At 56.5% G+C, this 25,078-nt stretch carries 26 protein-coding genes; 8 read left to right on the top strand and 18 right to left on the bottom strand.

Annotated elements, in window-relative coordinates; all coding sequences use genetic code 11:
- Positions 1-63: 63 nt before the first annotated feature.
- From B3511_RS06245 to gspC, 13 genes are all read right to left on the bottom strand, one after another.
- Complete coding sequence (locus tag B3511_RS06245; RefSeq protein WP_286777771.1) at positions 64-2,784, bottom strand: glycosyl hydrolase family 18 protein; 2,721 nt, start codon at positions 2,782-2,784, stop codon at positions 64-66.
- Between the two features lie 249 nt (positions 2,785-3,033).
- A complete protein-coding gene (locus B3511_RS06240) occupies positions 3,034-3,816 on the bottom strand; it encodes a prepilin peptidase (protein ID WP_286777770.1) in 783 nt (260 codons plus the stop codon).
- Positions 3,813-4,298, bottom strand: coding sequence for a type II secretion system protein M (locus B3511_RS06235; protein ID WP_286777769.1), 486 nt, complete (start codon positions 4,296-4,298; stop codon positions 3,813-3,815). Before B3511_RS06235 ends, B3511_RS06240 begins: the two co-directional genes overlap by 4 nt.
- The gene (gspL, locus tag B3511_RS06230; RefSeq protein WP_286777768.1) at positions 4,295-5,440 is read right to left on the bottom strand and encodes a type II secretion system protein GspL; all 1,146 of its coding nucleotides are present in this window, start codon (positions 5,438-5,440) and stop codon (positions 4,295-4,297) included. Before gspL ends, B3511_RS06235 begins: the two co-directional genes overlap by 4 nt.
- A gap of 15 nt (positions 5,441-5,455) precedes the next feature.
- Positions 5,456-6,463, bottom strand: coding sequence for a type II secretion system minor pseudopilin GspK (gene gspK / locus B3511_RS06225; RefSeq protein ID WP_286777767.1), 1,008 nt, complete (start codon positions 6,461-6,463; stop codon positions 5,456-5,458).
- Complete coding sequence (gspJ, locus tag B3511_RS06220; protein ID WP_046886862.1) at positions 6,460-7,122, bottom strand: type II secretion system minor pseudopilin GspJ; 663 nt, start codon at positions 7,120-7,122, stop codon at positions 6,460-6,462. The genes gspK and gspJ overlap by 4 nt, the downstream gene beginning before the upstream one ends.
- On the bottom strand, positions 7,119-7,499 hold the full coding sequence (gspI, locus tag B3511_RS06215; RefSeq protein ID WP_286777766.1) for a type II secretion system minor pseudopilin GspI: 381 nt from the start codon (positions 7,497-7,499) through the stop codon (positions 7,119-7,121). The genes gspJ and gspI overlap by 4 nt, the downstream gene beginning before the upstream one ends.
- Complete coding sequence (gspH, locus tag B3511_RS06210; RefSeq protein WP_212477467.1) at positions 7,492-7,977, bottom strand: type II secretion system minor pseudopilin GspH; 486 nt, start codon at positions 7,975-7,977, stop codon at positions 7,492-7,494. Before gspH ends, gspI begins: the two co-directional genes overlap by 8 nt.
- Positions 7,977-8,426, bottom strand: coding sequence for a type II secretion system major pseudopilin GspG (gene gspG / locus B3511_RS06205; RefSeq protein ID WP_040076374.1), 450 nt, complete (start codon positions 8,424-8,426; stop codon positions 7,977-7,979). Before gspG ends, gspH begins: the two co-directional genes overlap by 1 nt.
- A gap of 3 nt (positions 8,427-8,429) precedes the next feature.
- Positions 8,430-9,638, bottom strand: coding sequence for a type II secretion system inner membrane protein GspF (gene gspF, locus B3511_RS06200; RefSeq protein WP_046886866.1), 1,209 nt, complete (start codon positions 9,636-9,638; stop codon positions 8,430-8,432).
- Positions 9,638-11,116, bottom strand: coding sequence for a type II secretion system ATPase GspE (gene gspE / locus B3511_RS06195; protein ID WP_286777765.1), 1,479 nt, complete (start codon positions 11,114-11,116; stop codon positions 9,638-9,640). The genes gspF and gspE overlap by 1 nt, the downstream gene beginning before the upstream one ends.
- Positions 11,117-11,124: 8 nt before the next feature.
- On the bottom strand, positions 11,125-13,056 hold the full coding sequence (gene gspD / locus B3511_RS06190) for a type II secretion system secretin GspD (RefSeq protein ID WP_286777764.1): 1,932 nt from the start codon (positions 13,054-13,056) through the stop codon (positions 11,125-11,127).
- 13 nt (positions 13,057-13,069) lie between these two features.
- A complete protein-coding gene (gspC, locus tag B3511_RS06185; protein WP_286777763.1) occupies positions 13,070-13,843 on the bottom strand; it encodes a type II secretion system protein GspC in 774 nt (257 codons plus the stop codon).
- Positions 13,844-14,098: 255 nt separating this feature from the next.
- Between gspC and B3511_RS06180 the strand changes: the two genes are divergently transcribed.
- Both B3511_RS06180 and B3511_RS06175 read left to right on the top strand, forming a co-directional pair.
- Positions 14,099-15,661, top strand: a complete 1,563-nt coding sequence (locus B3511_RS06180) for a peptidoglycan-binding protein (RefSeq protein WP_286777762.1) — start codon at positions 14,099-14,101, stop codon at positions 15,659-15,661.
- 1 nt (position 15,662) lies between these two features.
- The gene (locus B3511_RS06175; protein WP_286777761.1) at positions 15,663-16,184 is read left to right on the top strand and encodes a hypothetical protein; all 522 of its coding nucleotides are present in this window, start codon (positions 15,663-15,665) and stop codon (positions 16,182-16,184) included.
- On the opposite strand, the gene B3511_RS06170 is transcribed toward B3511_RS06175, so the two are convergent.
- The 3 genes from B3511_RS06170 to B3511_RS06160 all read right to left on the bottom strand — a co-directional run bounded on the left by B3511_RS06170 (position 16,178) and on the right by B3511_RS06160 (position 18,242).
- The gene (locus B3511_RS06170; protein ID WP_212477460.1) at positions 16,178-16,801 is read right to left on the bottom strand and encodes a helix-turn-helix domain-containing protein; all 624 of its coding nucleotides are present in this window, start codon (positions 16,799-16,801) and stop codon (positions 16,178-16,180) included. The genes B3511_RS06175 and B3511_RS06170 overlap by 7 nt on opposite strands.
- A gap of 272 nt (positions 16,802-17,073) precedes the next feature.
- Positions 17,074-17,922: an N-acetylmuramoyl-L-alanine amidase gene (locus B3511_RS06165; protein ID WP_286777760.1), complete on the bottom strand. Its 849-nt coding sequence runs from the start codon at positions 17,920-17,922 to the stop codon at positions 17,074-17,076.
- On the bottom strand, positions 17,922-18,242 hold the full coding sequence (locus B3511_RS06160) for a heavy metal-binding domain-containing protein (RefSeq protein WP_040078541.1): 321 nt from the start codon (positions 18,240-18,242) through the stop codon (positions 17,922-17,924). The genes B3511_RS06165 and B3511_RS06160 overlap by 1 nt, the downstream gene beginning before the upstream one ends.
- A 111-nt stretch (positions 18,243-18,353) precedes the next feature.
- Here B3511_RS06160 and B3511_RS06155 point away from each other — a divergent pair, with 111 nt between their 5' ends.
- From B3511_RS06155 to artJ, 6 genes are all read left to right on the top strand, one after another.
- On the top strand, positions 18,354-18,872 hold the full coding sequence (locus B3511_RS06155) for a lipoprotein (RefSeq protein WP_212477456.1): 519 nt from the start codon (positions 18,354-18,356) through the stop codon (positions 18,870-18,872).
- 239 nt (positions 18,873-19,111) lie between these two features.
- Positions 19,112-19,840: an arginine ABC transporter ATP-binding protein ArtP gene (gene artP / locus B3511_RS06150; RefSeq protein ID WP_040076383.1), complete on the top strand. Its 729-nt coding sequence runs from the start codon at positions 19,112-19,114 to the stop codon at positions 19,838-19,840.
- A gap of 16 nt (positions 19,841-19,856) precedes the next feature.
- Positions 19,857-20,588 (top strand): arginine ABC transporter substrate-binding protein ArtI, encoded by a 732-nt coding sequence (gene artI, locus B3511_RS06145; protein ID WP_040076384.1) that lies wholly within the window; start codon positions 19,857-19,859, stop codon positions 20,586-20,588.
- Positions 20,589-20,594: 6 nt separating this feature from the next.
- Positions 20,595-21,311, top strand: coding sequence for an arginine ABC transporter permease ArtQ (artQ, locus tag B3511_RS06140; RefSeq protein WP_040076385.1), 717 nt, complete (start codon positions 20,595-20,597; stop codon positions 21,309-21,311).
- Positions 21,311-21,979, top strand: coding sequence for an arginine ABC transporter permease ArtM (artM, locus tag B3511_RS06135; protein ID WP_040076386.1), 669 nt, complete (start codon positions 21,311-21,313; stop codon positions 21,977-21,979). The genes artQ and artM overlap by 1 nt, the downstream gene beginning before the upstream one ends.
- Positions 21,980-22,150: 171 nt before the next feature.
- The gene (artJ, locus tag B3511_RS06130) at positions 22,151-22,882 is read left to right on the top strand and encodes an arginine ABC transporter substrate-binding protein ArtJ (protein ID WP_286777759.1); all 732 of its coding nucleotides are present in this window, start codon (positions 22,151-22,153) and stop codon (positions 22,880-22,882) included.
- A 32-nt stretch (positions 22,883-22,914) separates the two neighbouring features.
- Here the strand turns inward: artJ and B3511_RS06125 are convergent, their stop codons facing one another.
- Entirely contained in the window at positions 22,915-24,372 is a 1,458-nt protein-coding gene (locus B3511_RS06125; RefSeq protein WP_046886873.1) for a sensor histidine kinase, read from the bottom strand.
- Entirely contained in the window at positions 24,369-25,061 is a 693-nt protein-coding gene (locus B3511_RS06120; protein WP_040076389.1) for a response regulator transcription factor, read from the bottom strand. The genes B3511_RS06125 and B3511_RS06120 overlap by 4 nt, the downstream gene beginning before the upstream one ends.
- Positions 25,062-25,078 lie beyond the last annotated feature (17 nt).

Raw genomic sequence — 25,078 nt, 5'->3', positions numbered from 1 at the left:
GTGCGCCGGGTGACATAGAAAAAAACACCCCCCATCCGGGGGGTGTTGCGTGCTACAGAGAGATTAATTGCAATCTGACGCCGGGCCGGTTTTCACCCAGACATCGCTGTTGCCCGGTTTATCACCGCGGGTCCACCACTTCGCACGGTATTGATTACCTTCGTACGTGGTGGTGTCGCCGCCGTTATAGACCACATCAGAGCGCCAGTTGAATTTCACCTGGCTGACCAGCTCCCAGGCCTGTGCGCCGAATCCAGGCTGATTGCCCTGCGTCCAGTACTTCGCTTTCCACACCAGATTGTCGAAGCTGACGGTATCGCCGGCGTTATAGACTTTATTCGCTGCCCAGGCCGCATATTGGCTGGCGTTAGCATCAACGGGGGCGTCGCAGTTGCCGGTCGCTGTCCCTTCGTCTGCTGGCGTCGTTCCTTCGTCAGATGGCGTGGTGCCTTCGTCTGCCGGTGTGGTGCCTTCGTCAGATGGCGTGGTCTCTTCGTCCGCTGGCGCTGGCGCCGCTTTCGGGTTGACCGTCACCGGGACGTTAGACTGCACGCTGGTTTTCCCGTCAGAAACGATCACGCTCAGGGTATAGGTCGAGGCATTGCTCACTTCCGGGGCGGTGATACGCACGTTAGCGGTATCTGTTCCGGTCGCATTCATATCTGCCGGTACGCTCCAGCTGTAAGTCAGCGCATCGCCATCCGGGTCCGTCGCCTGAGCATGCAGGGAGATAGCTTCACCCGCCTCAACCGTTACCGGATCCATCGCATTGACGATCGGCGCCTGGTTAGCTTTAGGCGCTTTATTCACCACCTGCACATCAATCGCGTTGCTCAGCCCTTTGGCGTCGGTCACGGTCAGGCGGAAGACGAAAGTCTGATCGCTGGTGACAGCCGGAAGATTGAAGTTAGCAATCGCCTGAGTGCTGTTGGCCAGAGTCACCGCCGTACCGGATACCTGGGTCCATTTCCAGGTCAGCGCATCGCCATCCGGATCGGAAGAGGCAGAGCCGTCCAGGGTCACGGAGGCCGGGCCCGTCACGTTCATATCTGTCGCTGACGCTACCGGCGCATGGTTAGTCACCACCGGATCCACCGGCGCAGAGCCGCCGCTTACCAGGCTTTCGTTCATGGCATTCAGGATATCGCCGTTATCAGACTCGATGGACCATGCGAACAGCCCGCCGAGGTTTTTATTCAGCACGTAGTTGCCTTTCGCTTTGACGGAGCGCGCATCGTCGTAGCTCACCAGCTCGCCGGTGGAGCGGTTAAACAGATACGGTGCCTCGGCCGCGGCGTCGTACTTATATTCCCAGCCGGGTTTGCCCAGCATATTCTTGACGATGTCGCGGTAATCGATAATCCCCGCTTCCCAGGAGCCCGGAATAGGGCCTGTTGCCGTGCCGGTGAACGGGTTATCGCCGGTATAACCGTGCACCCCTTTCCAGCCGCGACCGTACATCGCCGCGCCGACCACGATTTTGCCTGGCTGTACGCCCTGAGCCAACATCGCATTGACCGCGTTATCGGTGGTGTAGTTGGTGTCTGGCTTCCAGGAGGCACCATACAGTGCCGTCTGATGGCCCAGTTCAGTATTGCTCCAGCCGCCGTAGTAGTCGTAGCTCATCAGGAAGATGTGGTCGATATACTGCTGCGCGGTGTTGTAGTCCACGTCTTCAATCTTATCGCCGCCCGCGCCGATCGCGGTGGTCAGCTCGTATGTCCGGCCCGTTTCAGCGGACAGCTCGTTCAGCATCTGACGCAGGTCGTGCATCAGCGCGGTGTAGGTGGCTTTATCGGTCTGCGGGTTACCCAGCCCTGGGTTCTCGCCGCCGCCGCCCGGGAATTCCCAGTCGATATCGACGCCGTCGAACACTTTCCAGGTTTGCAGGAACTCTTTAACCGAGGAGACGAAGCGGGCGCGCAGTTCCGGGTTGTTCATCTGGAAGAACGGATCGGACAGCGTCCAGCCGCCTACGGAAGGCAGGATCTTCAGATCCGGATGCGCCTTTTTCATCGCCATCAGCTGGCCGTAGTTACCTTTGTAAGGCTCGTCCCAGCCGGTTACGCCCTGCTGAGGCTTCTGCAGGGCCGCCCAGGGGTCATGAATGGCCACGGTATAATCCGGGCGTCCCTGACAGGCGCGTTTTAGCGCTTCCAGCGCCCCGGACGCTTTGGCGCTGTCGTTGATGCCGTCACCGCCACAGATAGGAATAAAGCCGTACAGGAGATGGTTGATGTTAGCCACCGGGATTTTATCGGCGGTAAAGTTACGGTCATACACCCCCCATTCCGGGAAATAGGCGCCCACCACCTTGTCGGTGTGCTGCGAGAACGTTTTATTATTTTCCAGCAGCGGCGTGTTCATTGGCAGCAGATGACTTCCGTCGGTATCGGCCACGATAATCAGCTTGCTGGCGCTGGTTGAACACCCGCTATCGTTACAGAGTTGCACCTGCTCCTGATAGCGTCCGCCTTTTTTGACCTTGAAGGTCGCGTTACCTGCGGTGCTACCCGCGCCGGTCCAGACCGTCTGGCCATCGAGCAGCACTTTGGCCGAGGTAGGGGCATCGCCGCTCCAGACGGTCCATTCGACTTTAACGTCAACGCCATCTTTGTGAACTTTAATAAGGTTATTGTAATCCTGGGCCGTCTGGTCTACTTGCACCAGGGCAAATTTGTCATTGCCGGTGGTAATTGAAGGCGTACCCGGCAGCGCGGCAAATGCCGAACTGGTTGCTGCCGCAACAAAAAGGGCCAGATATTTTGGCTTAATAAACTTCATTGTTATTTCCTGATCAACTTATTTTTCAGATAGGGACAGCCCATACTTTCCATCGGGCTGAAAGCATTCATTGCAATGTGTGTAATAAAACAGAAAACCCGTTACGCGAAATTAACTGTGTTGCACGTCCTCCAAATAAAAGAGACAACCCAAACTCCTGTTAGATTGATATCTTTTGATCATACGCCGAAGGTAAATTATCTCCTTTCTTTCCTTCATCGAAAAAATCACCAAAAAAACTTGCTTCTTTTATAGAAAGAATTGCGCGAGATAGATCGCGATCCCGGCAAAAGCTAACGCCGGGCCAAACGCAATGGCGGAATGCGTTTGGCGGTTAAAGATGAAATATCCGCTGATACCCAACAACGCCGCCACCAGCACAATAGCGGGCAAGGCTTGCCAGCCACACCAGGCGCCCAGGGCCGCCAGTAATTTAAAATCGCCGTAGCCCAGCCCTTCACGCCCGGTCGCCAGGCGAAATGCCCAGTACAGCAGCCAGAGCGACAGATAACCCGCCACCGCGCCATAGAGCGCGTCCGACAGGGGCAACTGATGATCGAGAGCGTGGCATACTAACCCGGCCCACAGCAGCGGCTGCGTCAGGCAGTCGGGCAGCAGCTGATGCTCAGCGTCTATCAATGCTAACGGCAGCAGAAACGCCATCAGCAGCCAGAGAGACGTCAGGGAGAGGAGATCGGCCCCCCACCCGGCGGTGAAGCCATAAAAGAGGGCGCAAAGCAGTTCTAGCAGAAACAAGCGCAGGGGGATGGCGGCCTGACACTGGCTACAGCGCCCGCGCAGCGCCAGCCAGCTAATAAGCGGAACGTTCTCCCACGGACGAAGTGAATGCTGACATACCGGGCAGTGCGATGCCGGAAAGAGCAAATTTTTATCGTGCTCTTCCTCCATCACCATCGGCGGAACACGCTCTGCAACCACCCCGAGAAAACTGCCTACGATCGCCCCCAGCACCGCGCTCATCCCGCAGAACGCCAGAGGATAACTCTCGCGTATAAGCGCGAGCCCATTCACGCGGCTTTTCGCCAGGTTAACTGAATTTCAGCCTTCACATCGCTCAGGTGATCGACCGGAGTAAGGTTCATTTTCTCCAGCCGCACGCCAGAGGTGATATTGATCTCCCGCAGCCAGTTTTTCAGCACATAAATGTTGACCCGCTCGACCACAAAAGAGAGGGTCTGCCCCTCCTGACGTATATTACTGAGGGGTAACTCGATTTCGTGGGCGCTGTTTTCAACCACGCTGCGGGGATTGTCCGTTTTAATTTGCTGGACCTGAAGATGATTAATATCGATTTCGTTACGCATCCAGTTTAATGTCTCCTTTTGTCTGTCGAGTTTTAACTGCGCGGTTTGAATAATATTATCCAGGGGAACCATTGCCATATAATAAACAGCGGCACAGCACAGCGCGGCGCCACACAGTTTTATTATCGCTTTCTCTCTGGCGCTATAATTTTGATATTTGCATGTCAGTTGCGCGAGGCGTTCTTTCATTTATATTTTCCGGTGATCATGGCGGTATAGGGCGCCTCCTTTGAAACAGGCTGCAGCGTAAAATCAAATTTCGCACTCGCCTGATTCACAAAGGCCTGCAGCGCCTCGGGCGATTGCGCACTGCCGCTCAGGGTCAGGGTGTCATGAGTGGCGTCGTACTCCAGCACATCAATGCCCATCGCAGGCACCGCCTTTTTAACGGCTTCAAGGTCGTTGAGCTGGAGGAAGAAGCCCCGGCTCTGCTTTTTAAGATTCTGACCAAAATGGTATTTGATGTTGGTCTGATGGCGCAGGCTGGGGAAGTAGTGCTGATAGAGCTGCACAATATCTTCCTGCACCTGGTTCTCCTGCTGTACCAGCTTCCACGCCAGCGCGGCACGCGGCCCTAACAGAAGCGTCAGGGACAACAACCCCGCCGCGATCATCGCCGTTCTCACCCCTTTTTTGGCGGCCAGGTGACGCGGTTTCGGACTAAACGCTCCGTGGAGCAAATTGACCCGGCAGCGTTGCCACTGGGGCTGGATCAGCACGAGCGGGTGTTGCCAGGGCAGGGATCCTTGCGCCGTCAGCCCTGCAGGCAGCGCGCCATAACTGTGCAGCACGCTCTCTCCCGCGTGCTGCAACACCAGCGGTAGCAAGGCTGCGTCCAGTACCGATGCCTCGCCTGAGGGGAAACGGACCCAGTATTCGCCCTCCAGTACCGCCACCGTACTGCCTCCCGGCGTGGCCGGCAGCAGCCAGGCATCCGGCAAGACCTGAACGGGGGTAAGCCCCGCCGCGTACAACGGCGCCAGCCACTGGCGTAGCCGCGACGCATCGATGGCCACCGCATCCACCTCGCGCCCCTTTTTCCCGATCACCGTCCAGTGAAGATTGTCCACGTCGCCGATCAAGGTCTCCTCGGCCATCCAGGAGAAAGGGGCGGAGGCGTTGGCACCGATTTTTTTCGGCAGTGTAAAGTGGCGGAAAATAAACTCGCTGGCAGGTAACAACACGCAAACGCGCCCGGCGAGAGGATGATCCGCCAGCGTGCTCAGCGCCTCCGGGCCATCCAGCATCTCCACCTGCTGGCTTCCGGATTCACACCACCCTATTTTGCCGCCCTCATCCCGGTCGGGACGAATAAAAAGCACCTGTTTCATAACGTTCAACTTTGGTTATTCAATCATTCGGTAACGACGCTGCCATGTCACAATCTCGCCCGCTTCAGGGTTAACCTGAAGCTGGCTCACCACTCTGAGCGTCAGGGCGTCGGTATTGCCGGTATAATTCACGCGAAAATAGCGGCTATTTACGGCGATCTGCTGGGCAACCTGCGGCAGATCGTCTTTTAACTGCGGGAAAAGTTGCTCCAGCGCCTGGCTGAAAGCTTCACCACTTTCCCACCCCGCCTCGGGACGGGCAGCGATCACCCGCGCGGCGTCATCGGCGGTTAACTTGCCGGGAAACAGTGCGGCCAGAACCGCGGCCCGATCGGGCCGAAGCGTATTCACATCCACCTTGCTGGCGCTGTCCGGCAATGCGCAAAGCAGTTTGCTCACCTTTGGCCAGGCGGCGGCAGGGAATGCTGGTAAAAGTTTGATCTCCGCAATGTTGGTCATCATCTGGTTCGCTGGCTGGCGGGCCGGTTGTACGCCCGCCCAGGCATCGGTCTCCGCCCCCCCTTTGACGGTGGTGTCGTCCCCATCGAGATAATCTATCAGTTGGGTGTAAATCTCTTCCGCCTGGTGCTGGCCGATGCCGCCGTCAGTTAGCAGTTGTTCCATGCTCTGCTCAGCGCGCGATTTTTCTGGCAGTGCCCCCGCCGGTTGCCCCGCCCTCGGCGCGTCTGCGAGCAGGTTGTTGACGTTAAAGCAGTCCTGCGCGTCCTCAACCTGGCCGGTGACCGTGTAATCTTCCCCCCGTGTCTGGAGCGACTGGTGCCACTCCCCCTCGGGATCAAGCGGTTTACTTTCGCCGCTCGCATCCACCTGCAGGCGTGTTTTCACCTCTTTCTCCTGGGCCTGCATCGCCCAGCGCAGCTGCTGCTGACTCACCTGATAGTGCGTTTTTTGCAGGTTGCGGCAAAACTGCTGGCTCATTTTTGCCGCCAGCGCCGACATCATCACCAGCAGGATCAAGACCACCAGCAGGGCCACGCCTCGCTGCTTCGCTAATTGCCTCATGGCTGTGCTCCCTTGTCAGGAGAGGGCGTCGCCTCCGGAGGCGGCGGCGTTAACGATCCTGGCGCTGGCTGCTCTTGCTGTTTCGGTGCCTCCGCTACTTCCGGCCGATCGCCCGGGGTAGTGAAAACCCAGCGCCAGCTTTCGCCATTGTTCATGGTCAGCGTCAACTCCACGCCGTCGGGCTGATGATCGCTGTCGCTCCAGCTTTTTAACCATCCGTCGCGATAAAAGCGCCACTGCAGGGATTTCACGTCGCTGACAATGGGCACCTCGTCCGGTTCGACGCCGGCCGGGCTGTCGATCGCCGGCCAGACATCGCGATACAGCCGCCCCTCTTCCAGCCGCCAGCGCACGCGCTCCAGCTGTACCGAGCCGCTCACGCCGCTCAGGGTGGTCAGCTCAAGGGCATTTTCTTCTTCCCGAAAGCGCCCCGGTTCATTACGCGGCGCGCGCGCCTGCAGCTGGAAGAAGTCGCGCTCCAGCAGGCTCCAGGCACGCTGTAGCTGGTTCAGTTTTGCCGCGCTGGCATCGGTGGCCGAGCTGGTGCGCATCGCCCCGTCCAGAATCTGCCAGGCGAGCGTGCTGATCACCGCAAAGATCGTTAGCGCAATCATGATCTCCAGCAGCGTAAAGCCGCGCTGGCGCTGCATAGGTTTCACTTCAGCTCTCCTGGAGGAATGATGTGCAGGGCAATCACCGGCTGGCTTTCGTCGCCCTCCGCATATACGCGAATGTCACTGGCCCAGCCCTCTTTCGCCGTTTTGACCCGCTGTTTGCGCCAGGTCCAGCTGCGGCCCCCCATGATCTCGCTGCCCTGCGCTTCGGCGTCAGGAAACGCGGTTTTCTCCAGCTGCGCTTCCGCCAGCTGGTTTTCCGCTACCCAACTGGCCTGCAGCGTATCGGCCAGGCCATGGGTAAAGCGCACGTTCAGGGTGACAGAGTTCATCAGCGCCAGCGCGGCCGTGGAGAAGATCACCAGCGCGACCATCACCTCCAGCAGGGTCATCCCCTGCTGCTTTGCTTTACCGTTACTCATCGTTTTCAACCGATACCGGGGCAGCGCCCTGCGATACCACCCGGAACGCGTGCGTTTTATCTTCGCTTTGCAGCGCCAGCGTGAAGCGGCTGATTTCACCGTCCGGAAGAAAGACAATCTGCGGCTCGGCGTCCGTGGTGGCGGCCAGCCGCTGGGGGGAGAGCGAGACGTGCATCGCTGGCGGAAATGCGCCCTGAGTCGTAATACGGCCCGCGGATAAGGGCGCCCACAGGCGTTCGCCATTTTTATCTTCGAGCGTGACCAGCTGATATTTCTCGGCGGTAATAACTAACCCAACGATATTTCCGTCCATCACTGCGCGATCCGATCCATAATCAACAACGGCTTTTAATTGCTGGCCAAATATATCGGCGCCGCTGCGTGACGGTATTGTTGATACCACCATCATGGCGCAGCTGGCGAATATCACCAGCGCCAGAATAATTTCCAGCAACGTAAAGCCGCGTTGGTTTTTCATTATTTCTCTTTTTTATCGAGAGACCAGTTGGTGATGTCATCGGCGGTATTCGCTTCGCCATCCGGTCCTGCCGAAAAGAGATCGATCGCGCCGTGTTCTCCGGGGCTTACCATCAGATAATCACTGCCCCAGGGATCCTGCGGCAGGCGGCGGATATAGCCCCCCGCGCGGTAACCGTTTGGAATTGGCGCAATTTCAGGTTTGGTAACCAGCGCCTGCAGCCCCTGTTCTGTGGTGGGGTAGCGGTGGTTATCCAGCTTATACATATCCAGCGAGCCTTCGAGGGCGACAATATCGCTGGTTGCCTTTTGCGCGTCGGCTTTTTCTTTATTACCCATTAAATTGGGCACCACCATACTCGCCAGTACGCCGAGAATAACAATTACCACCATTAATTCGAGCAACGTGAAGCCCGCCTGGCGAGCCAGGTTATTACGTTTCATAGCCATTTATTAACCTACCATGTTATTAAGTTGCAGAAGCGGTTGTAATATTGACAGCACAATGAATAAAACAATGGTCGCCATACTCACCACCAGCGCCGGTTCAAATACCGACAGCGTTAAGGTAATTCGGTGCTGTAAGGCCGACTCCTGATTTTCTGCCGCGCGATCCATTAAGTTGCCTAATTCCCCGCTCTCTTCGCCGGAGGCGATCATATAAAGCATGGTGGGCGGAAATAATTTCGCCTGTTCCAGGGCGGCATAGAGGGTTGCCCCCTGCCGTACGGTATCGGCCGCCTGCTCAAGCACCCGGCGCGCGTAGAGGTTTTCGATACCGTCCATCGCAATGTACATCCCCTCCAGCAGCGGCACGCTACTGGCCTGCAGGATACTCAGCGTGCGGATATAGCGGGCGCTGTTGATGGCGCACACCAGCTTTTTAATCGGCGAGCGATTTACCAGCCAGCTGTGGTAGCGAAAGCGATTTTTACTGTTGCGAACCCAGCTCTTAAAGCCGATTATCCCCCCGCCGAGCGCGCCCGCTATGTAGATTCCCCAGGCCTGCAGAAAATCGCTGACCGCAATCAACGTACGGGTCGTAAGCGGCAGTTGCTGCTTCATATGGGTAAACTGTTCAATCACCTGCGGCACCACCGCCACCAGCAAAATGCTGATTACCGCGACAGCCACCACCGTCAGGGTGATGGGGTAGACCATCGCCTGCGTCAGCTTGCTCTTCATCTTCTGGCGCTGCTCGTTATACTCCGCCAGCTTTTCCAGCACATCCCCCAGATGGCCCGTCTTTTCACCGGCCATCACCAGGGTGCAGTAGAGCTTGTCGAAGGTACGCGGGAACTGGCTAAAGGCGTCGAAGAGGGTATGCCCCTCCACCACCTTCTCGCGGATCTCTACCACCATCGACGCCAGCTTTTTATCTTCCGTCTGTTTCGAAATGGCCTTCAGCGCACTCTCCAGCGGCAGCGCGGCGTTCACCAGCGTAGAGAGCTGGCGGGTAAACATCGACAGCACCGGCGTAGAGAGTTTTGCCCCGGTCTTTGCTTTCCCACTGGCGGCGGTCTGATGCGTTTCGCTGATGCTCACGGGCAGCAACTTTTGTTCTCGCAGCCACTGGCGAACCTGCTTTTGCCCCTCGGCCTGCATCGTGCCGCGCTGGGTTTTGCCCGCCGCGTTGGTCGCCGTCCAGGCGTAGAAAGCCATTATTCGTCCCCTCCCCGTTCGGCGGTGACGCGCATGACCTCTTCCAGCGAGGTAATGCCGCTTATCACCTTCAGCAAGCCGTTTTCACGCAGGCTATACGCCTCCTTAAACAGCTGGGTTTCGAGGGACATTTCATCTTTATCTTCGTGGATAGCCCGGCGCATGGCGGTGTCCACCACCAGGAATTCATGGACCCCCGCCCGCCCCTGATAGCCGCTCTGGCGGCAATGTTCACAGCCTACCGCGCGATAAATTGCCCTGGGCGGCGTCTCCATAAAGCTGAACAGCGCCTTTTCATTGGCATCCACCGTGCTGGTGGTCCGGCAGTGGGTACAGAGCCGCCGCACCAGACGCTGGGCAATGACCCCGAGCAACGATGAGCCAATCAAAAAGGATTCCAGCCCCATATCACGCAGACGCGTAATGGCGCCTGCCGCGCTGTTGGTATGCAGCGTCGACATCACCAGGTGGCCGGTGAGTGAGGCCTGTACCGCAATTTGCGCGGTTTCGCCGTCGCGAATTTCCCCGATCATCACCACGTCCGGGTCCTGACGCAGGATCGCACGCAGGCCGCGGGCAAAGGTCATCTCCACGCGCGGGTTCACCTGCGTCTGCCCTACCCCTTCCAGCTCATATTCGATCGGATCTTCGACGGTCAGAATATTGCGTTCGTGGCCGTTCAGCGCCGACAGGATGGCGTACAGCGTGGTGCTTTTCCCGGAGCCTGTCGGCCCGGTAACCAGGATAATGCCGTGCGGACGGTCAATCAGCCCCTTCAGCTTTTCCAGCTCTTCATCAATCAGCCCGAGCTTGTTGATATCTGGCTTCAGGTTGCTTTTATCTAGCAAGCGCATCACCACGCGCTCGCCGTACTGTGACGGAATGGTCGAGACACGCACGTCAATCGCCTTACGGCCAATGCGCAGGGAGATACGGCCATCCTGCGGCAGGCGTTTCTCCGCAATATCCAGTTTGGACATGACTTTAATACGCGATACCAGCAGGGGCGCAAGCTTGCGCGCTGGTTGCAACACCGGGCGCAGCACGCCGTCGACGCGAAAGCGGATGCTCAGCGTACGTTCAAAAGTTTCGATATGAATATCCGAGGCGCCCTCTTTCACCGCCTCGCCGAGAATGGCGTTGATCAGGCGGATCACCGGCGAGTTTTCGTCGTTATCCAGCAGATCCTCGTTGTCGGGGATCTCCTCGGTTAAGGCCATCAGATCGATGTCAGCGTCCATATCGTCAACCAACTGTTGCGAGACGCCGCTGCTCTGCTGCCAGATTTTGGCCAGCAGCTCTTCAAAGGCCTCAGCCGTCAGGATGGCGGGTTCGTAAGCGCGCCCGAGTACCCGGCGCATCTCCAGCAGCGCAAAGGCCGGGGCATCGTCACGGATATACACCTCATCCTGGTAATAGAGCACGCCGTTCTCTTTTGCGTAGCTGCTGCTGCAGAGAAATTGGGTCAATTCGTCCACGTTGCCCCTCACTCTTTAAAGGGGTTATGTGACGTGGCGGCGTTAGTGCTGCCTGGCGCGGCGCTTGTGGCAGACGCAGACGGGTACGCTGGCATCACCGGATTATCCACGTTAGAGACGATCCCCAGCTTTTTCTCTTCCATCCGCTGCTGCTGACGCGCGCGGATCTGGTCGTATTTCTCCTTCGATGCGGCGCTGTAGTTATCGTCGTCGCGCAGCACGGTGGTATGGATAAACACCATCAAATTGCGCTTCGACGTATCTTCCGAGGTGTAGCGGAACAGCTGGCCCACCAGCGGAATATCCCCCAGCAGCGGCACCTTAGAGACGGTCTCTTTGGTGACATTCTCCATCAGGCCGCCGAGTACCACCGTCTGCCCACTGTGCACCATCACTTCGTTATTGATGGTTCGGGTGTTGAAGGTGGGGCCAAGGCTGGCGTCTTCGGTGGAGTTGGCATCTACGCTGGAGACTTCCTGCTCAATCTTCAGATGGATCATGTCGCCATCGTTAATCTGCGGCACGATTTTCAGCTTGGTGCCCACCGTTTTACGCTCGACGGAGTTAAAGACGTTATCGCCGCTGGTGGTCTGGGAACCGGCCAGTACCGGCACATCCTGACCCACGTTGAACGAGGCCTCTTTGTTATCCAGCGTCACCACGCTCGGCGTGGAGAGGATGTCGTTTTTGGAGCCGGTGGAGAGAGCCGTCATCAGGGCGCCGAAATCACCGTTAAAGAAGCCGGTCGCCAGCCCGGTGAAGGAGGCCCCCTTCATCGTGCCGTTCTTGATCTGACTGATAGGCAGCCCGGTCGAACCAAACTGTACGCCGCCATGCTTGCCGGTCCACTGCACGCCGAGATCCAGACCGTTTCCGTCCTGAACTTCGGCAATGATGGCCTCCACCAGCACCTGAGGCCGGCGGATATCAAGCTTATCGATGACCTTCTCAAGAGAATTCATAACGTTAGGCTGGGCGGTGATCACCAGCGAGTTTGTCGCTTCGTCAGCGGTGATATTCAGCTCGTTAGCGTTGCTGGTGGTTTTCACTTTCGCCGTACTGGCTTTGTCTTTCAGCTGCTCGCCAATGCCGGTCAACACTGGCACCACCTTCGCGGCGTTGGCATATTTCAGATAGAAGACGCGGGTGTTGCCCTCGTTATTCTGCTCACGATCCAGCTGCCCCACCAGCGCACGGGTGCGCGCCCGCGCATCTTCCGACCCGCTGATCACCAGACTGTTGGTCTCATCATCGGCCACCACTTTGGTGGCGAGCTGCGGCGCGTTCTGCCCTTTTTGCTCTTCGTTATTGAGGTTGTTCAACATATCCGATAGCTCCCTGGCAGAGGCATACCGCAGCGGCACAATTTCGCGGCGCTGCACGCCCTCTTTATCCACGCGCTGCACCAGGTCCACCAGCCGATTGACCACCGAGGCTCTTCCGGTCAGCAGCAGCACGTTAGAGGGTTCGAAATGCACCACGTTGCCGATGCCGGTGGCATCGTTCAGCTGGCGCAACAGCGGCGCCAGTTCGCGAACCGGGACATTCTCCATGCGCACAACGCGGGTGATGATCTCATCCCCCTTGCCGGGGTTTTTGCTGTCCGCCAGCGGCGCACCTGCGGTACGGGCAACGTTTGAACGCACCACTTTCACCATCCCGTTGTCCATGGGAATCACCGACAGACCGTAGAGATCCAGCACGCTCAGGAAGAACTGGTAATATTCGTCTTCCGTCAGCACGTTATAGGTGCGAACTGACACCGTACCCTGCACGGACGGATCGACCAGAATCGTTTTATTCAGATTACGGCTGACCGTATCGATAAATTCGCGAATATCGGTATTTTTAAAACTGGCACTAAAATTAGCGGCCAGCAACGAACCGGAATAGAGTGACGCGACGGTCAATGCAATACACGCCCAGGGAAATTTCTTCATCTCTTTACACTTGTTAATTGTTTACAACATTAACCCGAATATTTTCGAGGTGAGCGTGACGTTTAACCACCACGTTGGCCTCTCTTAATTTCGACCAGCTGGCGAGCATATTTTTCGCCTGTTCTTCTTTCGTCATATCAACGGAATTGATTTTTACGACCACATCCCCTTTTTGCAGCCCCACGTCGTGGAACCAGCTGGAGGCATTTCTGGGCTTTATTTGATAGCCTTCGAGTTGGCCGTGGTCGATATAGGGTTTCAGAACCAGAACATCGTTCAGATGGATATTCTCCAGCCCGGCATCGGTAGCCGGACGAGGCAGCGGCTTCGTGCCTGTCTCCCCTTTAAAGTAGTCGGGACGCTTGAGAGCCAGCTTCTGCTCAACCCCCTGATAACTGACGACTATGTTGTCGGTATTGATCTCTTCAATCCACGCGTCGTTAACCCCCACCAGGCTCTCCCCCTCCCGATAACTCTGGACGCCGGAAGGGGTTTTCACCATGGCAAACGACAGCCAGGACTCATCGCTACTGATGATGCCTTCCACTTCCACGTTCAAGGGTTGTTTGACGATCGCCTGCTCAGCCCGTTGCTCCACGGCCGGCTGAAAGAGGGTAAATACGATAGGCTGGACCGGAGAAGAGACGGGCGTTTGTTCCGCTTCACTCATGTTATCGCTGGCCTTTTTGTAGTTTTTAAGCACGACATAACCCTGGTGCCCGCTAAATAGCAGCACCATAAACATGATGACGGGGGTGAAGAGTCCGGAAAAACGCTGCATCCTCATTTTTAACGGGCCTTTTAATATGCAGAAAAATAACAGCATGCCGCTGTACCAATGGCGGCAATAGTAAATATCGCTTGCGCGTACCTCCACCGGGTTCGCTATTAACTTTAATTGAGAAATCTGTTGACCCGAAAATAGCCAGATGTTAGCGACAAAGCGTGGTTATTTTTCTCCGCTGAATATTTTGCTTACGTCCGCCCCCTGCCTTATTTTCAGCCGCTATTCCTTATTAATGCCATTATTCGGTGAGTCGTTATGTATCTGAGTCATTTCAAATTCACGGGCCAGCCATTCCGGACGGTGACCCGCGCGCCAGGTGAGTTCCTGGTGCCCTATCACCAGGATGTGTTTGGTTTGCTGGATGAGAAAAGCTGTGCGCCCGGCGTGGTGGGACTCTTTTCTGACGACGATGCGCTGCTGGGCGCCTTTATTGTCGAGCTGCAGGTGCAGAAGAGAGCGATGGTGACCCTCGACGCCTTTCCAAAGCTGAACGCCAGTGCGCTTCTCTATAAGCTAAACCCGATGGCAAAAGAGGACAAAAATCGCCTGCAGACTATCGATGCCATTCTGAGCCTCTGGCTCGACACCTTCCCCACCTGCGGCAAAAAGGGCATGGTGCTGGCCATCAACGCCGTACAGGCCCTGCGTGAAGGCGGCTGGGAGGTTCTGGGCATGTTGCTGACCCGAGCCCAGGAGAGAGCCTTCCCACTGAGCATTGTCATTACCGGTACGCCCGAGCAAGAGGCGCGGGCGCGCCAGGCGTCGGCTCTGGGATCGCGTCTGCATACCTGTCATACGCTGCGTCCTCTCACCTGCCGCGAATTCATCGGCTATGTGCAGGCCCAAGTGACGCATCATGGGGCCGAGACCTCGCCTTTTGTTCCCGCCCGGATCCGCCGCATGCACGCCCTGACCAAAGGATCCGTTGGCAAACTGAACGCCCTGGCGCAGCTGGCGTTGCTCGCCAGCTGGACAGAGCGCGCTCCGCAGGTGGGTGCACGCCACCTGCGCCTGGCCGCGGGGGAATTGCTGCCGCGCCAGCGCAATACCCGGCGTAACGCCATGGTGGGGCTGTTTGCCTCCGTGCTGTTCGCCGCCTGCGGCTGGCATTTTACCGCCGCCATTCACGCGAAGCTCCCGCTTCAGCTGTCGGTGCCTGCACGCTGGACTCTGCATACCCCTGCCCCGGTCGCGCCGGCGCTGCCTGATATTAATAATGAAGTGGTGAATCAGCCGGATGCCCTGCACCAGCTCTATACCGTCTGGGGGTATGACGCATCCACGGAGGAGAATCGCTGCGAAAGCGCAGGCCGCGTCAATCTGGCCTGTAAACAGGGCCACGCCACGCTCGCCGACCTCGAAAAAGAGGGCTATCCCTGGATCGGCGAGCTGAACAGCGGCAACCATATGAACTATGCGGTCGTGGTCCGGGCCGGGAAAGATTCCCTCGATCTGCTGATGAATAACCGCACCTGGCAAGTCAGCCGCAGCTGGTATACACAGCATGCCACCGGGAACTATACCCTGCTGCATCGCCTGACGCCGGAGGGTAAAGAGCGTATCGGCGCCAGCAGCGATTCGCAGGAGATGCGCTGGCTTGATGACCAGCTCAGTGAAGCGCTGCATGAGCCTAAAACCCATGCCACAACCTGGACCGCTGCGCTGGCAGCGCGTACCCGCGCATTCCAGAGCCAGACGGCGCTGCGTGTGGATGGCCTCGCCGGCGAACAGACGTTGATGGCGTTAATGCGCGTGAATAACAGTACCCCGGCGATCCTGACGCCGGTCAGCACCGCGTCAGTACAAGGAAAACGGTAAGATGTCCACGATTTGTCTGGCTGCCCAGCGCAGCTATTACACCCAGGAGCCGGTTTACTTCTCCTGGCGGCTGCCTTCTCCCCGGCAGGTCTTCACCCGCCTGATGGGCGGTGCATTCTGGCTCTGCGCGCTGGTCATAGCCGGGCTTTATGCGCATATGTTCTGGCAGGCTCGCCATCCGGCCCCGGCGCCAAAACCGGCGAAGGTGGTTCGGCCCGAGGCCCGCCCTTCGGAGATGCACTATGTATACATTTCGAAGCCCTTCCCGGAACCGAAACCCGTAACCTTGCCGCCGCTGCAAATGGCGTCGCCCGTTGTCGATAACGAGGCCAACTGGCAGCAGGCGCCCGACGGCGATCTTTCAACCCAACCGTTACCGGGAGCAGAAGAAGTGAGTAATGATACGTCCTTAAAAGAACGCTTTATGATGGCTTTGAAAGAGCAGGAACGGGACTATGCACAAGGAAAGGTTCCCTCACCACCCGATGAAAGCGGTGATGAGGTCACGAAGGAGACTCAATAGCGCTCCGGCAAAGAGTTTAAAGAGACTAATTTGCCTTTTTCAACCACGATATAGTGACCTTTTTTGAGGTCGGAGAGAATTTTAATGATGGTACTGCGGGCGAGGTTGGTATATTCCTGAATATAATCGTAGATATTAATATCACGATTATGGTTAACCATCAGCTCATGGATCTCGAGTAAAAATTCACGCACAACAGAATAAGCGCTGCGGGCGATGAGAATATCGTCACGCTTACCCATGGCACAAATATACCAGGAAAGCACTTTGGTTAATTGCGGCCAGAGATTCTGTTCGGTGATAAGCTGAATAAAGTCCTCTTTTTTAATTGAACAAATCACGGCATTGGTTCGTGCGATGGCATAGGTATGCTCACTGTCATAAAACATAGCGCTAATGCCCAGAATAAGCTGTTTCCTGATGGTAAACATGCTCAGATCGTCCGAGGTGCGGCGTAACTCAATTTCACCGCTGTGCAGCACATGGACGTAGTCCGAGCCGTAGAGAGGAATTTTCTGCCACTTTTTTATATTACGCTCAGGAAAAGACGCTGTTGCAGACACAATAGCATCGACCTCAGGCTGAGGACGCAAATTACTTGCATAGATACTTAACATTTTTTTGTCTCTAAGGTATTTGAAGTTTTCAATAGCCCACAAAAATAAAATCATTGTGGGTTCAGATAAATTTAACCTGAATTAAATGATAAGTGTCATCCTGACGGAAAATGAAAATAATTGATTTTCTTCTGGCATTGCTTAGCAAGCTATGCAGTCATATTAAACCTGGTGATTTTTAAGTCAATTAACTAAAAATGAATCCACAATTCACTTAAGATGAATCTCAAATAAAATAAACGAATCATGCTGTTTGGGGTAATACCAAAGTATTACCCCTGTCCGTATTTCTCCAGCAATGCTTCGGCAATAGCCATGGTTTCGCGGTCGGCGAAGCCGTTCCACAGCCGGGGGCGGAAGTGCATCTGAAAGGCCATAATCACCCGCTTCTGCTGCGCCGGCGTGCCGTTAACGGCATTTTCGTAGCCGTAGCGGGCCAGCAGATCGAGAAGCTGCCTTGCCTGCACGGGTTCATGAGGAGAATGCCCGTTCAGATAAAACGCTACCCGGTGAGCATCCGGCCAGGCACCAATTCCCTGCGCAGCCAACGCCTGCCAGGGAAAGAGCGGCCCCGGATCGACCTTACGCTGCGGGGCGATATCCGAATGCGCCACCACGTTCTGCGGTTTGATGTCATAGCGGGCGATAATGGCTTTCGCCAGCGGAACCAGGGCGGCGATCTGCGTGGGCTCAAACGGGGTGAAGAACTTTTCGCCGCCGCTTTTCTGCCAGCCGCGGTTTTCCAGCTCGATGCCAATAGAGGTGTCGTTAATGCGCGTGGCCCCGCGCCAGAAACTGACTCCCGCATGCCAGGCGAGATCGCGCTCGGGTACCAGCTGGGAGATACGCGGTTTGCCGTTATGCAGGGTGGGGATAGCCGGAATTAAGTAGTGCGAGCTGACGTCTTTGCCGGTAAGCGTGGTGAGCGAGCGGTCAAAATCGTCGGCGGTATAGTGGATGACCAGCACCTTGATACGGGGATAAGCCGCCTGGGCCTGGCGGCTGACGTCCAGCTCATAGGCGCCTTTATCGACGATAACCTGCCCGGCGTCCTTCTTCTCTTTACTGCTGCATCCTGCCAGCAGTAAAGCCAGCACGCCGAGTGCAATTGCGCGCCGCATCAGCGGGTTTTCACCGCGGTGCCGCTCACGCTCACCATCAGCATGCTGCTGTCTTTACCGACGGTTTCGTAATCGATGTCGATGCCCACCACCGCATCGGCCCCCAGCGCCTTCGCCTGCTCGCCCAGCTCTTTAAACGCAATTTCCCGCGCTTTGCGGAGCTCTGACTCATAAGCGCCCGAGCGACCGCCGACGATATCGCGAATGCCGGCAAAAAAGTCGCGAAATATATTCGCGCCAAGAATAGCTTCGCCGGTTACCACGCCGCAGTACTCGGTGATCGGCTGTCCTTCCAGGGTTGGGGTCGTTGAATATTTCATCAGTTTCATCCTCGTCGCATTCTGTGCCTAAGCGTATAAGATCAAAACCATTATCGGATCGTTACGCTATCATTGAAAGGTGAGTTAATTATTAGCCAAAAGGAAATGAACATGCGCTACTCCGCTATGACGCTTTTAGTGCCGTGCGCGCTGCTGCTCAGCGCCTGCACCACGCCGGTGACACCGGCTTTCAAGGATATTGGCACCCGCAGCGGCCCCTGCATTGAAGGCGGCCCGGATGCCGTCGCTCAACAATTTTATGACACCCGCATTTCGAACCGCCGTAACGATGTTACCGCCCTGCGCCCTTATCTGAGCGATCGGCTGGCGCAACAGCTGAACGAGGCCAGCCGTGACCCGCAGCACAGCGCGCTGCTGAAATCCGATCCGTTCTCCAGCCAGAGCACCCTGCCGGATAGCGCCGTGGTGGAAAGCGCGTCGACCATTCCGAATACTGACGCGCGCAATATTCCGCTGCGGGTGAAACTGACGCAGGGTAGCCAGACCTGGCAGGATGAAGTGCTGATGATCCGCGAGGGTCAGTGCTGGGCCGTTGATGATGTGCGCTATCTGGGCGGCAGCGTTCACGCCTCTGCCGGTACGCTACGCCAGTCCATCGAAAACCGCTAATAAAGCAGGTTATCCGCGCCCCGGGAAAGCGTTAACCCCCGTAAAATGTCTGGCATTTCATCTGGAATGCCGACATTTATTCTCACCCCCCTGACCTCTCGCTATTTTGTGCTATGTTTACTACTGAATACGGTTTATATTTAACTTTTAACGCATAAATATTGCATAACTATTCTGTCAACGGTACTATCTGCGGCCTCAATTGCTATAGATTGCCTGGATGAGTAAAGACTGCCCCGATGAGTATTCAACTAAATGGCATTAACTGCTTTTACGGCGCACACCAGGCGCTGTTCGATATCACGCTGAACTGTCCAGAAGGCGAAACGCTGGTTCTGCTTGGCCCAAGCGGCGCGGGTAAGAGCTCGCTGCTTCGCGTGCTGAATCTGCTTGAAATGCCACGTTCCGGCACCCTGGATATTGCCGGCAATCACTTTGATTTCGCGAAGGCACCGTCGGACAAAGCGATCCGCGATTTACGTCAAAACGTCGGCATGGTCTTCCAGCAATATAATCTTTGGCCGCACCTCACCGTACAGCAAAACCTGATTGAAGCCCCCTGCCGCGTGCTGGGCCTGACCAAAGAGCAGGCGTTAGCCCGTGCGGAAAAACTCCTCGAGCGCCTGCGCCTGAAGCCTTACAGCGATCGTTATCCGCTGCACCTCTCGGGTGGCCAGCAGCAGCGTGTGGCCATTGCCCGCGCGCTGATGATGGAGCCTCAGGTGCTGCTGTTTGATGAGCCGACCGCCGCGCTGGATCCGGAAATCACCGCCCAGATTGTGAGCATCATCCGTGAACTGGCGGAAACCAATATTACTCAGGTGATCGTGACGCACGAAGTGGAAGTAGCGCGTAAAACCGCCAGCCGCGTGGTCTATATGGAAAACGGTCACATCGTCGAGCAAGGGGATGCGCGCTGCTTTGCCGAGCCGCAGACCGACGCCTTCAGAAACTACCTGTCTCACTAACATCGAGAGAACGATAATGAAAAAACTAGTGATTGCCGCCCTGCTTGCAAGCGTAAGCCTCTCCGCTGCCGCGGCTCAGACCATTCGTTTTGCGACAGAAGCCTCTTACCCTCCGTTTGAAGCGGTAGATGCGAACAACAAGATTGTTGGCTTTGACGTAGACCTGGCCAATGCGCTGTGTAAAGAGATGGACGCGACCTGTACTTTCACGAACCAGGCGTTCGACAGCCTGATCCCGAGCCTGAAATTCCGTCGCATTGATGCGGTCATGGCGGGGATGGATATCACCCCTGAGCGCGAAAAACAGGTTCTGTTCTCTACCCCTTATTATGACAACGCCGCGCTGTTTATTGGTCAGAAGGGAAAATACACCTCTGTTGATCAGCTGAAAGGCAAGAAAGTGGGCGTACAGAACGGCACTACGCACCAGAAATACATCACTGACAAACACCCGGAAATCACCACCGTGGCGTACGACAGCTACCAGAACGCCAAACTGGATCTGCAGAATGGGCGTATTGATGCCGTCTTCGGTGATAACGCGGTCGTGACCGAGTGGCTGAAAACGAACGATAAGCTGGCGGCGGTTGGCGAGAACGTGACCGACAAAGCCTACTTCGGTACCGGTCTGGGTATCGCGGTACGTCAGGGCAACACCGAGCTGCAGCAGAAATTTAATACTGCGCTGGAAAAAGTGAAGAAAGATGGCACGTACGATACCATCTACAAAAAATGGTTCCAGAAGTAAGATCTGATGAACGAAATGTTTCCATTAGCAAGCGCCGCCGGGATGACCGTCGGCCTTGCCGTTTGTGCGCTGCTCATCGGCCTGGTGCTGGCGATGATCTTTGCGGTATGGGAGTCAGCGAAATGGCGCCCCGTCGCATGGATTGGCTCCGGGCTGGTGACCGTACTGCGCGGTCTGCCAGAGATTCTGGTGGTGCTGTTTATCTACTTTGGCTCGTCGCAGCTGCTGTTAACGCTGTCTGACGGCTTTACCCTCAATCTGGGGATCGTCGAGATCCCAATTCAGATGCAGATTGAGAACTTCGACGTCAGCCCGTTCCTCTGCGGTGTGATTGCCCTCTCCCTGCTCTACTCCGCCTACGCTTCGCAGACCCTGCGCGGTGCGCTGAAAGCGGTGCCTCAGGGGCAGTGGGAATCCGGCCAGGCGCTGGGGATGTCGAAAACCGCCATCTTCTTCCGTCTGGTTATGCCGCAGATGTGGCGCCATGCGCTCCCTGGGCTGGGTAACCAGTGGCTGGTGCTGTTAAAGGACACCGCACTGGTCAGCCTGATCAGCGTTAACGACCTGATGTTGCAAACCAAAAGCATCGCCACCCGCACCCAGGAGCCTTTTACCTGGTATATCGTGGCGGCGGCCATCTACCTGGTGATCACGTTGCTGAGTCAGTACATCCTGAAGCGCATTGACCTGCGTGCAACGCGTTTTGAACGGAGACCAGGCTGATGCTGGATTACTTACCCGAGCTGATGAAAGGGCTGCACACCAGCCTGACCTTAACGGTCGCTTCCATTATTGTGGCCCTGATCCTGGCGCTGATCTTTACCATCGTCCTGACGTTAAAAACGCCGGTGCTGGTGTGGATTGTGCGCGGCTATATTACGTTGTTTACCGGTACGCCGTTGCTGGTACAGATCTTCCTGATTTACTACGGCCCGGGCCAGTTCCCGACGCTGCAGGAGTATCCGGTTATCTGGCATCTGCTCTCTGAGCCGTGGCTCTGTGCGTTGATTGCGCTGTCGCTGAATAGCGCAGCCTATACCACCCAGCTGTTTTACGGGGCGATTCGCGCCATTCCGGAAGGCCAGTGGCAATCTTGCGGTGCGCTGGGGATGAGCAAAAAAGATACCCTGGCGATCTTGCTGCCGTACGCCTTTAAGCGCGCCCTCTCCTCCTATTCCAACGAAGTGGTGCTGGTCTTTAAAAGTACTTCTCTGGCCTACACCATTACTCTGATGGAAGTGATGGGCCACGGGCAGCTGCTCTATGGCCGCACGTATGACGTGATGGTATTTGGCGCAGCCGGACTCATCTACCTGGTTGTGAACGGCCTGCTGACGCTGATGATGCGCCTGATTGAACGTAAAGCGCTGGCGTTCGAACACCGCAACTGAGTGCATAACGCAAAGTCACAAAGACGGGCAAGTCTCATCGCTGCCCGTCTTTTTTTATTCCCCAAGAAATATTTAATCATTTTTATTGAATATAAATTCATTTTCTGACATTGTTACTCCCAGCCGCAGACACGGCATATAACGACAAGATAGACAGACGGGAGCTTCAAAATGAAAAAGTTAGTTCTGGCCGCATTACTGGCAACCTTCGCCGCTGGCGCAACGGCTGCCGATAAAATCAGCTTTGGCGTTTCAGCCACTTACCCACCGTTCGAATCGCTGGATGCCAGCAACCAGATCGTCGGTTTTGATATCGACCTGGCTAAAGCGCTGTGTAAGCAAATGCAGGCCAACTGCACTTTTACTAACCACGCCTTTGACAGCCTGATCCCGTCACTGAAATTCAAAAAATATGACGCCGTGATCTCCGGTATGGACATCACCCCGGAGCGTAGCAAGCAGGTCTCCTTCACTGACCCTTACTATGCCAACTCGGCGGTGGTGATTGCGAAGAAAGATACCTATAAATCCTTCGAGCAGCTGAAAGGCAAACGCATCGGCATGGAAAACGGTACGACGCACCAGAAGTACCTGCAGGACAAGCACCCGGAAGTGAAAACGGTGGCCTATGACAGCTACCAGAACGCGATTATCGACCTGAAAAATGGCCGTATCGATGGGGTATTTGGCGATACCGCCGTGGTGAATGAGTGGCTGAAAACCAACCCGCAGTTGGGTACAGCCACCGAGAAAGTTACCGATCCGCAGTACTTCGGTACTGGGCTGGGCATTGCGGTTCGCCCGGATAACAAAGCCCTGCTCGAGAAACTGAACGGCGCGCTGAAAGCGATCAAAGCTGACGGCACCTATCAGAAAATCAGCGACCAGTGGTTCCCGCAGTAAATATTCTCAGGCCGGGCATGCCCCGGCCTTATTCACAGGGGCACGTAGAAGCGAAAACGCGCCCCCTGCTCCGCCTCCATCAGCCTGATCCCGCCGCCGTGTAGCTCCAGCATTCTGCGAACAATCAACAATCCCAGCCCGCCGCGATGCTCGCGCGCCTCCGGCTTTAACGCTGAGGGTCGCTGGAAGAGCTCTTCACGCATCGCGGCATCAATACCCGGCCCGCTGTCGCTCACCTCCATTTGCAGCGCCTCGCCCTCCTGCCACACCTTCAGCCAGATTTCGCCACCCGGTGGCGTATGGCGAACCGCGTTATCGAGCAGATTCGTCACCACCCGCTCAATCATCGAGAGGTCGGCGTTGACCATCGGTAACTGCTGCGGCACCTCAATTTTTAAACGTAGCTGCCGCGTCTGCACGATCAGATCGAACTTCTGCGCCACATCAGAGATCAGCTCCCCGGGGGCAAAGCGCTCGCGCTGAGGCCGAATGCTGCCATGTTCCAGCCGTGCCAGTTCAAACAGCTGCTGCGAAAGGTGGCGAACCTTCTGCCCCTGGCGCAGCGCAATGGTCAGGTAGTGCTTCGTCTCTTCTGGCGTTAATGAATCGGCTTTCAGCGATAAAGTCTCAAGATAACCCAGCAGCGAGGTGAGTGGCGTGCGTAAATCATGGGAGATATTGGCGGTGAACTCCCGGCGCTGCCGGTCGCTGTCGGCCAGACGATCCCACTGAGACGCTATCTGCTGAGCCAGTTCAATAAAGGTGTTGCGCAGTAAGGCAACCTCGCTGGCGGGGTTTTCCTCCTGCGGCTGGGCGGCCAGCTGTTTAATGGCGCGGATACTGTCCTGGTCAAGAAAGCTGACCTCCTGCGTTAAGACCCGCACCGGGCGAGTAACCCAGTACCAGACCAGCCCACCCGCCAGAGAGCCAAAGAGCACCACCAGCAACAGCGTCCAGAGAAGCGTATGCCAGAGCGTTTTTTCCCAGGCCATCTCAGCCAGCGCATTCAGCTCTTCGCCCTGCAAAATGATATAGAGATAGCCACGCAGCTCACCATCCTGACGCAGCGGCGCGGCGCTGAAGACCTTCTGCCGATCCGGGCTGCGCGGGTCGTCGCCGTAAACCGGCATCATCTCACCGCCCATAAAGCGCAGCACCGGGTTAATGTCTATCCGCTGGCGCTTGATATGCCCCGGCGGAGCAGCATCGGCCAGAATCTCACCATCCACCGAGAGGACATACAGCTCAACGCTGGGGTTGAAGGTCATCAGGCGGTCAAAGAGCGGTTTAAGGGCGGTGCGATCCACCCTGCCCTGGTTATCCAGCAGTGGCTCACGCTGGATAATATGCTGCGCCAGCCCGCCGGAGAGACGCTGAATCATGGCATTGCCGTACTGCTTGCTGGTCCAGAGCTGCACCGAGCAAGCCACCGCGGCGCACAGCACCAGCAGTAACACAAACAGCAGCGTCAGGCGGCGGGTGAGCGTCATGATGTACTCCCCATAAACTTATAGCCCTTGCCCCAGACGGTGCGTATCACCTCCGGCTCGGCGGGATCCTTCTCGATTTTGATGCGCAGGCGGTTGATATGGGTGTTAACCGTATGTTCGTAGCCTTCGTGCTGATAGCCCCACACCTGTTCCAGGAGGGCCAGCCGGGAGAAGACCTCACCCGGATGACGGGCAAAGAAGTAAAGCAGATCGAATTCACGCGGGGTGAGATCCAGCGCCTGGCCATGCAGAGTCACGCTACGGGCCAGCGGATCAATGGTCATGCCGTGCGCCTCAATACGCCCGGCCGGCTGCTGTCCCATGGCCTGATGCCTGCGAAACAGTGCCCGAACGCGAGCGACCAGCTCCTGCACCGAGAAGGGCTTGGCCAGATAATCATCGGCCCCGGTCTCCAGACCCAGAATCCGCTCCGTTTCACTGCTGCGGGCACTGATAATGATCACCGGCAGGTAATGGCTCATCTGACGAATGCGACGGCAGATTTGCAGGCCATCCACCCCCGGCAGCATCAGGTCGAGGATCACCGCGTCCCAGCGCGTATCTTCGATAGCCAGCAGCGCGCGGCTACCGTCTGCTTCGTGGGTAATCTGGTAGCCTTCATCTTCTAAATTGAGACGTAGCAAAGCGGCGATATCGCCGTCGTCTTCCACCAATAAGATCTGTTTCATCGGTTAGCCTTTCATTC

This window comes from Leclercia sp. UBA1284 (assembly GCF_002308415.1).
GTDB classification, from domain to species: Bacteria; Pseudomonadota; Gammaproteobacteria; order Enterobacterales; family Enterobacteriaceae; genus Enterobacter; species Enterobacter pneumoniae.
This window is presented reverse-complemented; position numbering and strand designations above follow the sequence as displayed.

What these genes read in the sequence shown, in the direction of transcription:
- artM (WP_040076386.1), top strand. Translation starts at nt 21,311, where the DNA reads ATGCTGGATTACTTACCCGAGCTGATGAAAGGGCTGCACACCAGCCTG.
- gspL (WP_286777768.1), bottom strand. Translation starts at nt 5,440, where the DNA reads ATGAAACAGGTGCTTTTTATTCGTCCCGACCGGGATGAGGGCGGCAAA.
- gspG (WP_040076374.1), bottom strand. Translation starts at nt 8,426, where the DNA reads ATGGCTATGAAACGTAATAACCTGGCTCGCCAGGCGGGCTTCACGTTG.
- gspH (WP_212477467.1), bottom strand. Translation starts at nt 7,977, where the DNA reads ATGAAAAACCAACGCGGCTTTACGTTGCTGGAAATTATTCTGGCGCTG.
- B3511_RS06120 (WP_040076389.1), bottom strand. Translation starts at nt 25,061, where the DNA reads ATGAAACAGATCTTATTGGTGGAAGACGACGGCGATATCGCCGCTTTG.
- B3511_RS06125 (WP_046886873.1), bottom strand. Translation starts at nt 24,372, where the DNA reads ATGACGCTCACCCGCCGCCTGACGCTGCTGTTTGTGTTACTGCTGGTG.
- artP (WP_040076383.1), top strand. Translation starts at nt 19,112, where the DNA reads ATGAGTATTCAACTAAATGGCATTAACTGCTTTTACGGCGCACACCAG.
- B3511_RS06155 (WP_212477456.1), top strand. Translation starts at nt 18,354, where the DNA reads ATGCGCTACTCCGCTATGACGCTTTTAGTGCCGTGCGCGCTGCTGCTC.
- artI (WP_040076384.1), top strand. Translation starts at nt 19,857, where the DNA reads ATGAAAAAACTAGTGATTGCCGCCCTGCTTGCAAGCGTAAGCCTCTCC.
- gspC (WP_286777763.1), bottom strand. Translation starts at nt 13,843, where the DNA reads ATGAGGATGCAGCGTTTTTCCGGACTCTTCACCCCCGTCATCATGTTT.
- B3511_RS06180 (WP_286777762.1), top strand. Translation starts at nt 14,099, where the DNA reads ATGTATCTGAGTCATTTCAAATTCACGGGCCAGCCATTCCGGACGGTG.
- gspF (WP_046886866.1), bottom strand. Translation starts at nt 9,638, where the DNA reads ATGGCTTTCTACGCCTGGACGGCGACCAACGCGGCGGGCAAAACCCAG.
- B3511_RS06235 (WP_286777769.1), bottom strand. Translation starts at nt 4,298, where the DNA reads ATGAAAGAACGCCTCGCGCAACTGACATGCAAATATCAAAATTATAGC.
- artQ (WP_040076385.1), top strand. Translation starts at nt 20,595, where the DNA reads ATGAACGAAATGTTTCCATTAGCAAGCGCCGCCGGGATGACCGTCGGC.
- B3511_RS06170 (WP_212477460.1), bottom strand. Translation starts at nt 16,801, where the DNA reads ATGTTAAGTATCTATGCAAGTAATTTGCGTCCTCAGCCTGAGGTCGAT.
- B3511_RS06160 (WP_040078541.1), bottom strand. Translation starts at nt 18,242, where the DNA reads ATGAAATATTCAACGACCCCAACCCTGGAAGGACAGCCGATCACCGAG.
- gspI (WP_286777766.1), bottom strand. Translation starts at nt 7,499, where the DNA reads ATGAGTAACGGTAAAGCAAAGCAGCAGGGGATGACCCTGCTGGAGGTG.
- B3511_RS06175 (WP_286777761.1), top strand. Translation starts at nt 15,663, where the DNA reads ATGTCCACGATTTGTCTGGCTGCCCAGCGCAGCTATTACACCCAGGAG.
- gspD (WP_286777764.1), bottom strand. Translation starts at nt 13,056, where the DNA reads ATGAAGAAATTTCCCTGGGCGTGTATTGCATTGACCGTCGCGTCACTC.
- B3511_RS06165 (WP_286777760.1), bottom strand. Translation starts at nt 17,922, where the DNA reads ATGCGGCGCGCAATTGCACTCGGCGTGCTGGCTTTACTGCTGGCAGGA.
- gspK (WP_286777767.1), bottom strand. Translation starts at nt 6,463, where the DNA reads ATGAGGCAATTAGCGAAGCAGCGAGGCGTGGCCCTGCTGGTGGTCTTG.
- artJ (WP_286777759.1), top strand. Translation starts at nt 22,151, where the DNA reads ATGAAAAAGTTAGTTCTGGCCGCATTACTGGCAACCTTCGCCGCTGGC.
- B3511_RS06245 (WP_286777771.1), bottom strand. Translation starts at nt 2,784, where the DNA reads ATGAAGTTTATTAAGCCAAAATATCTGGCCCTTTTTGTTGCGGCAGCA.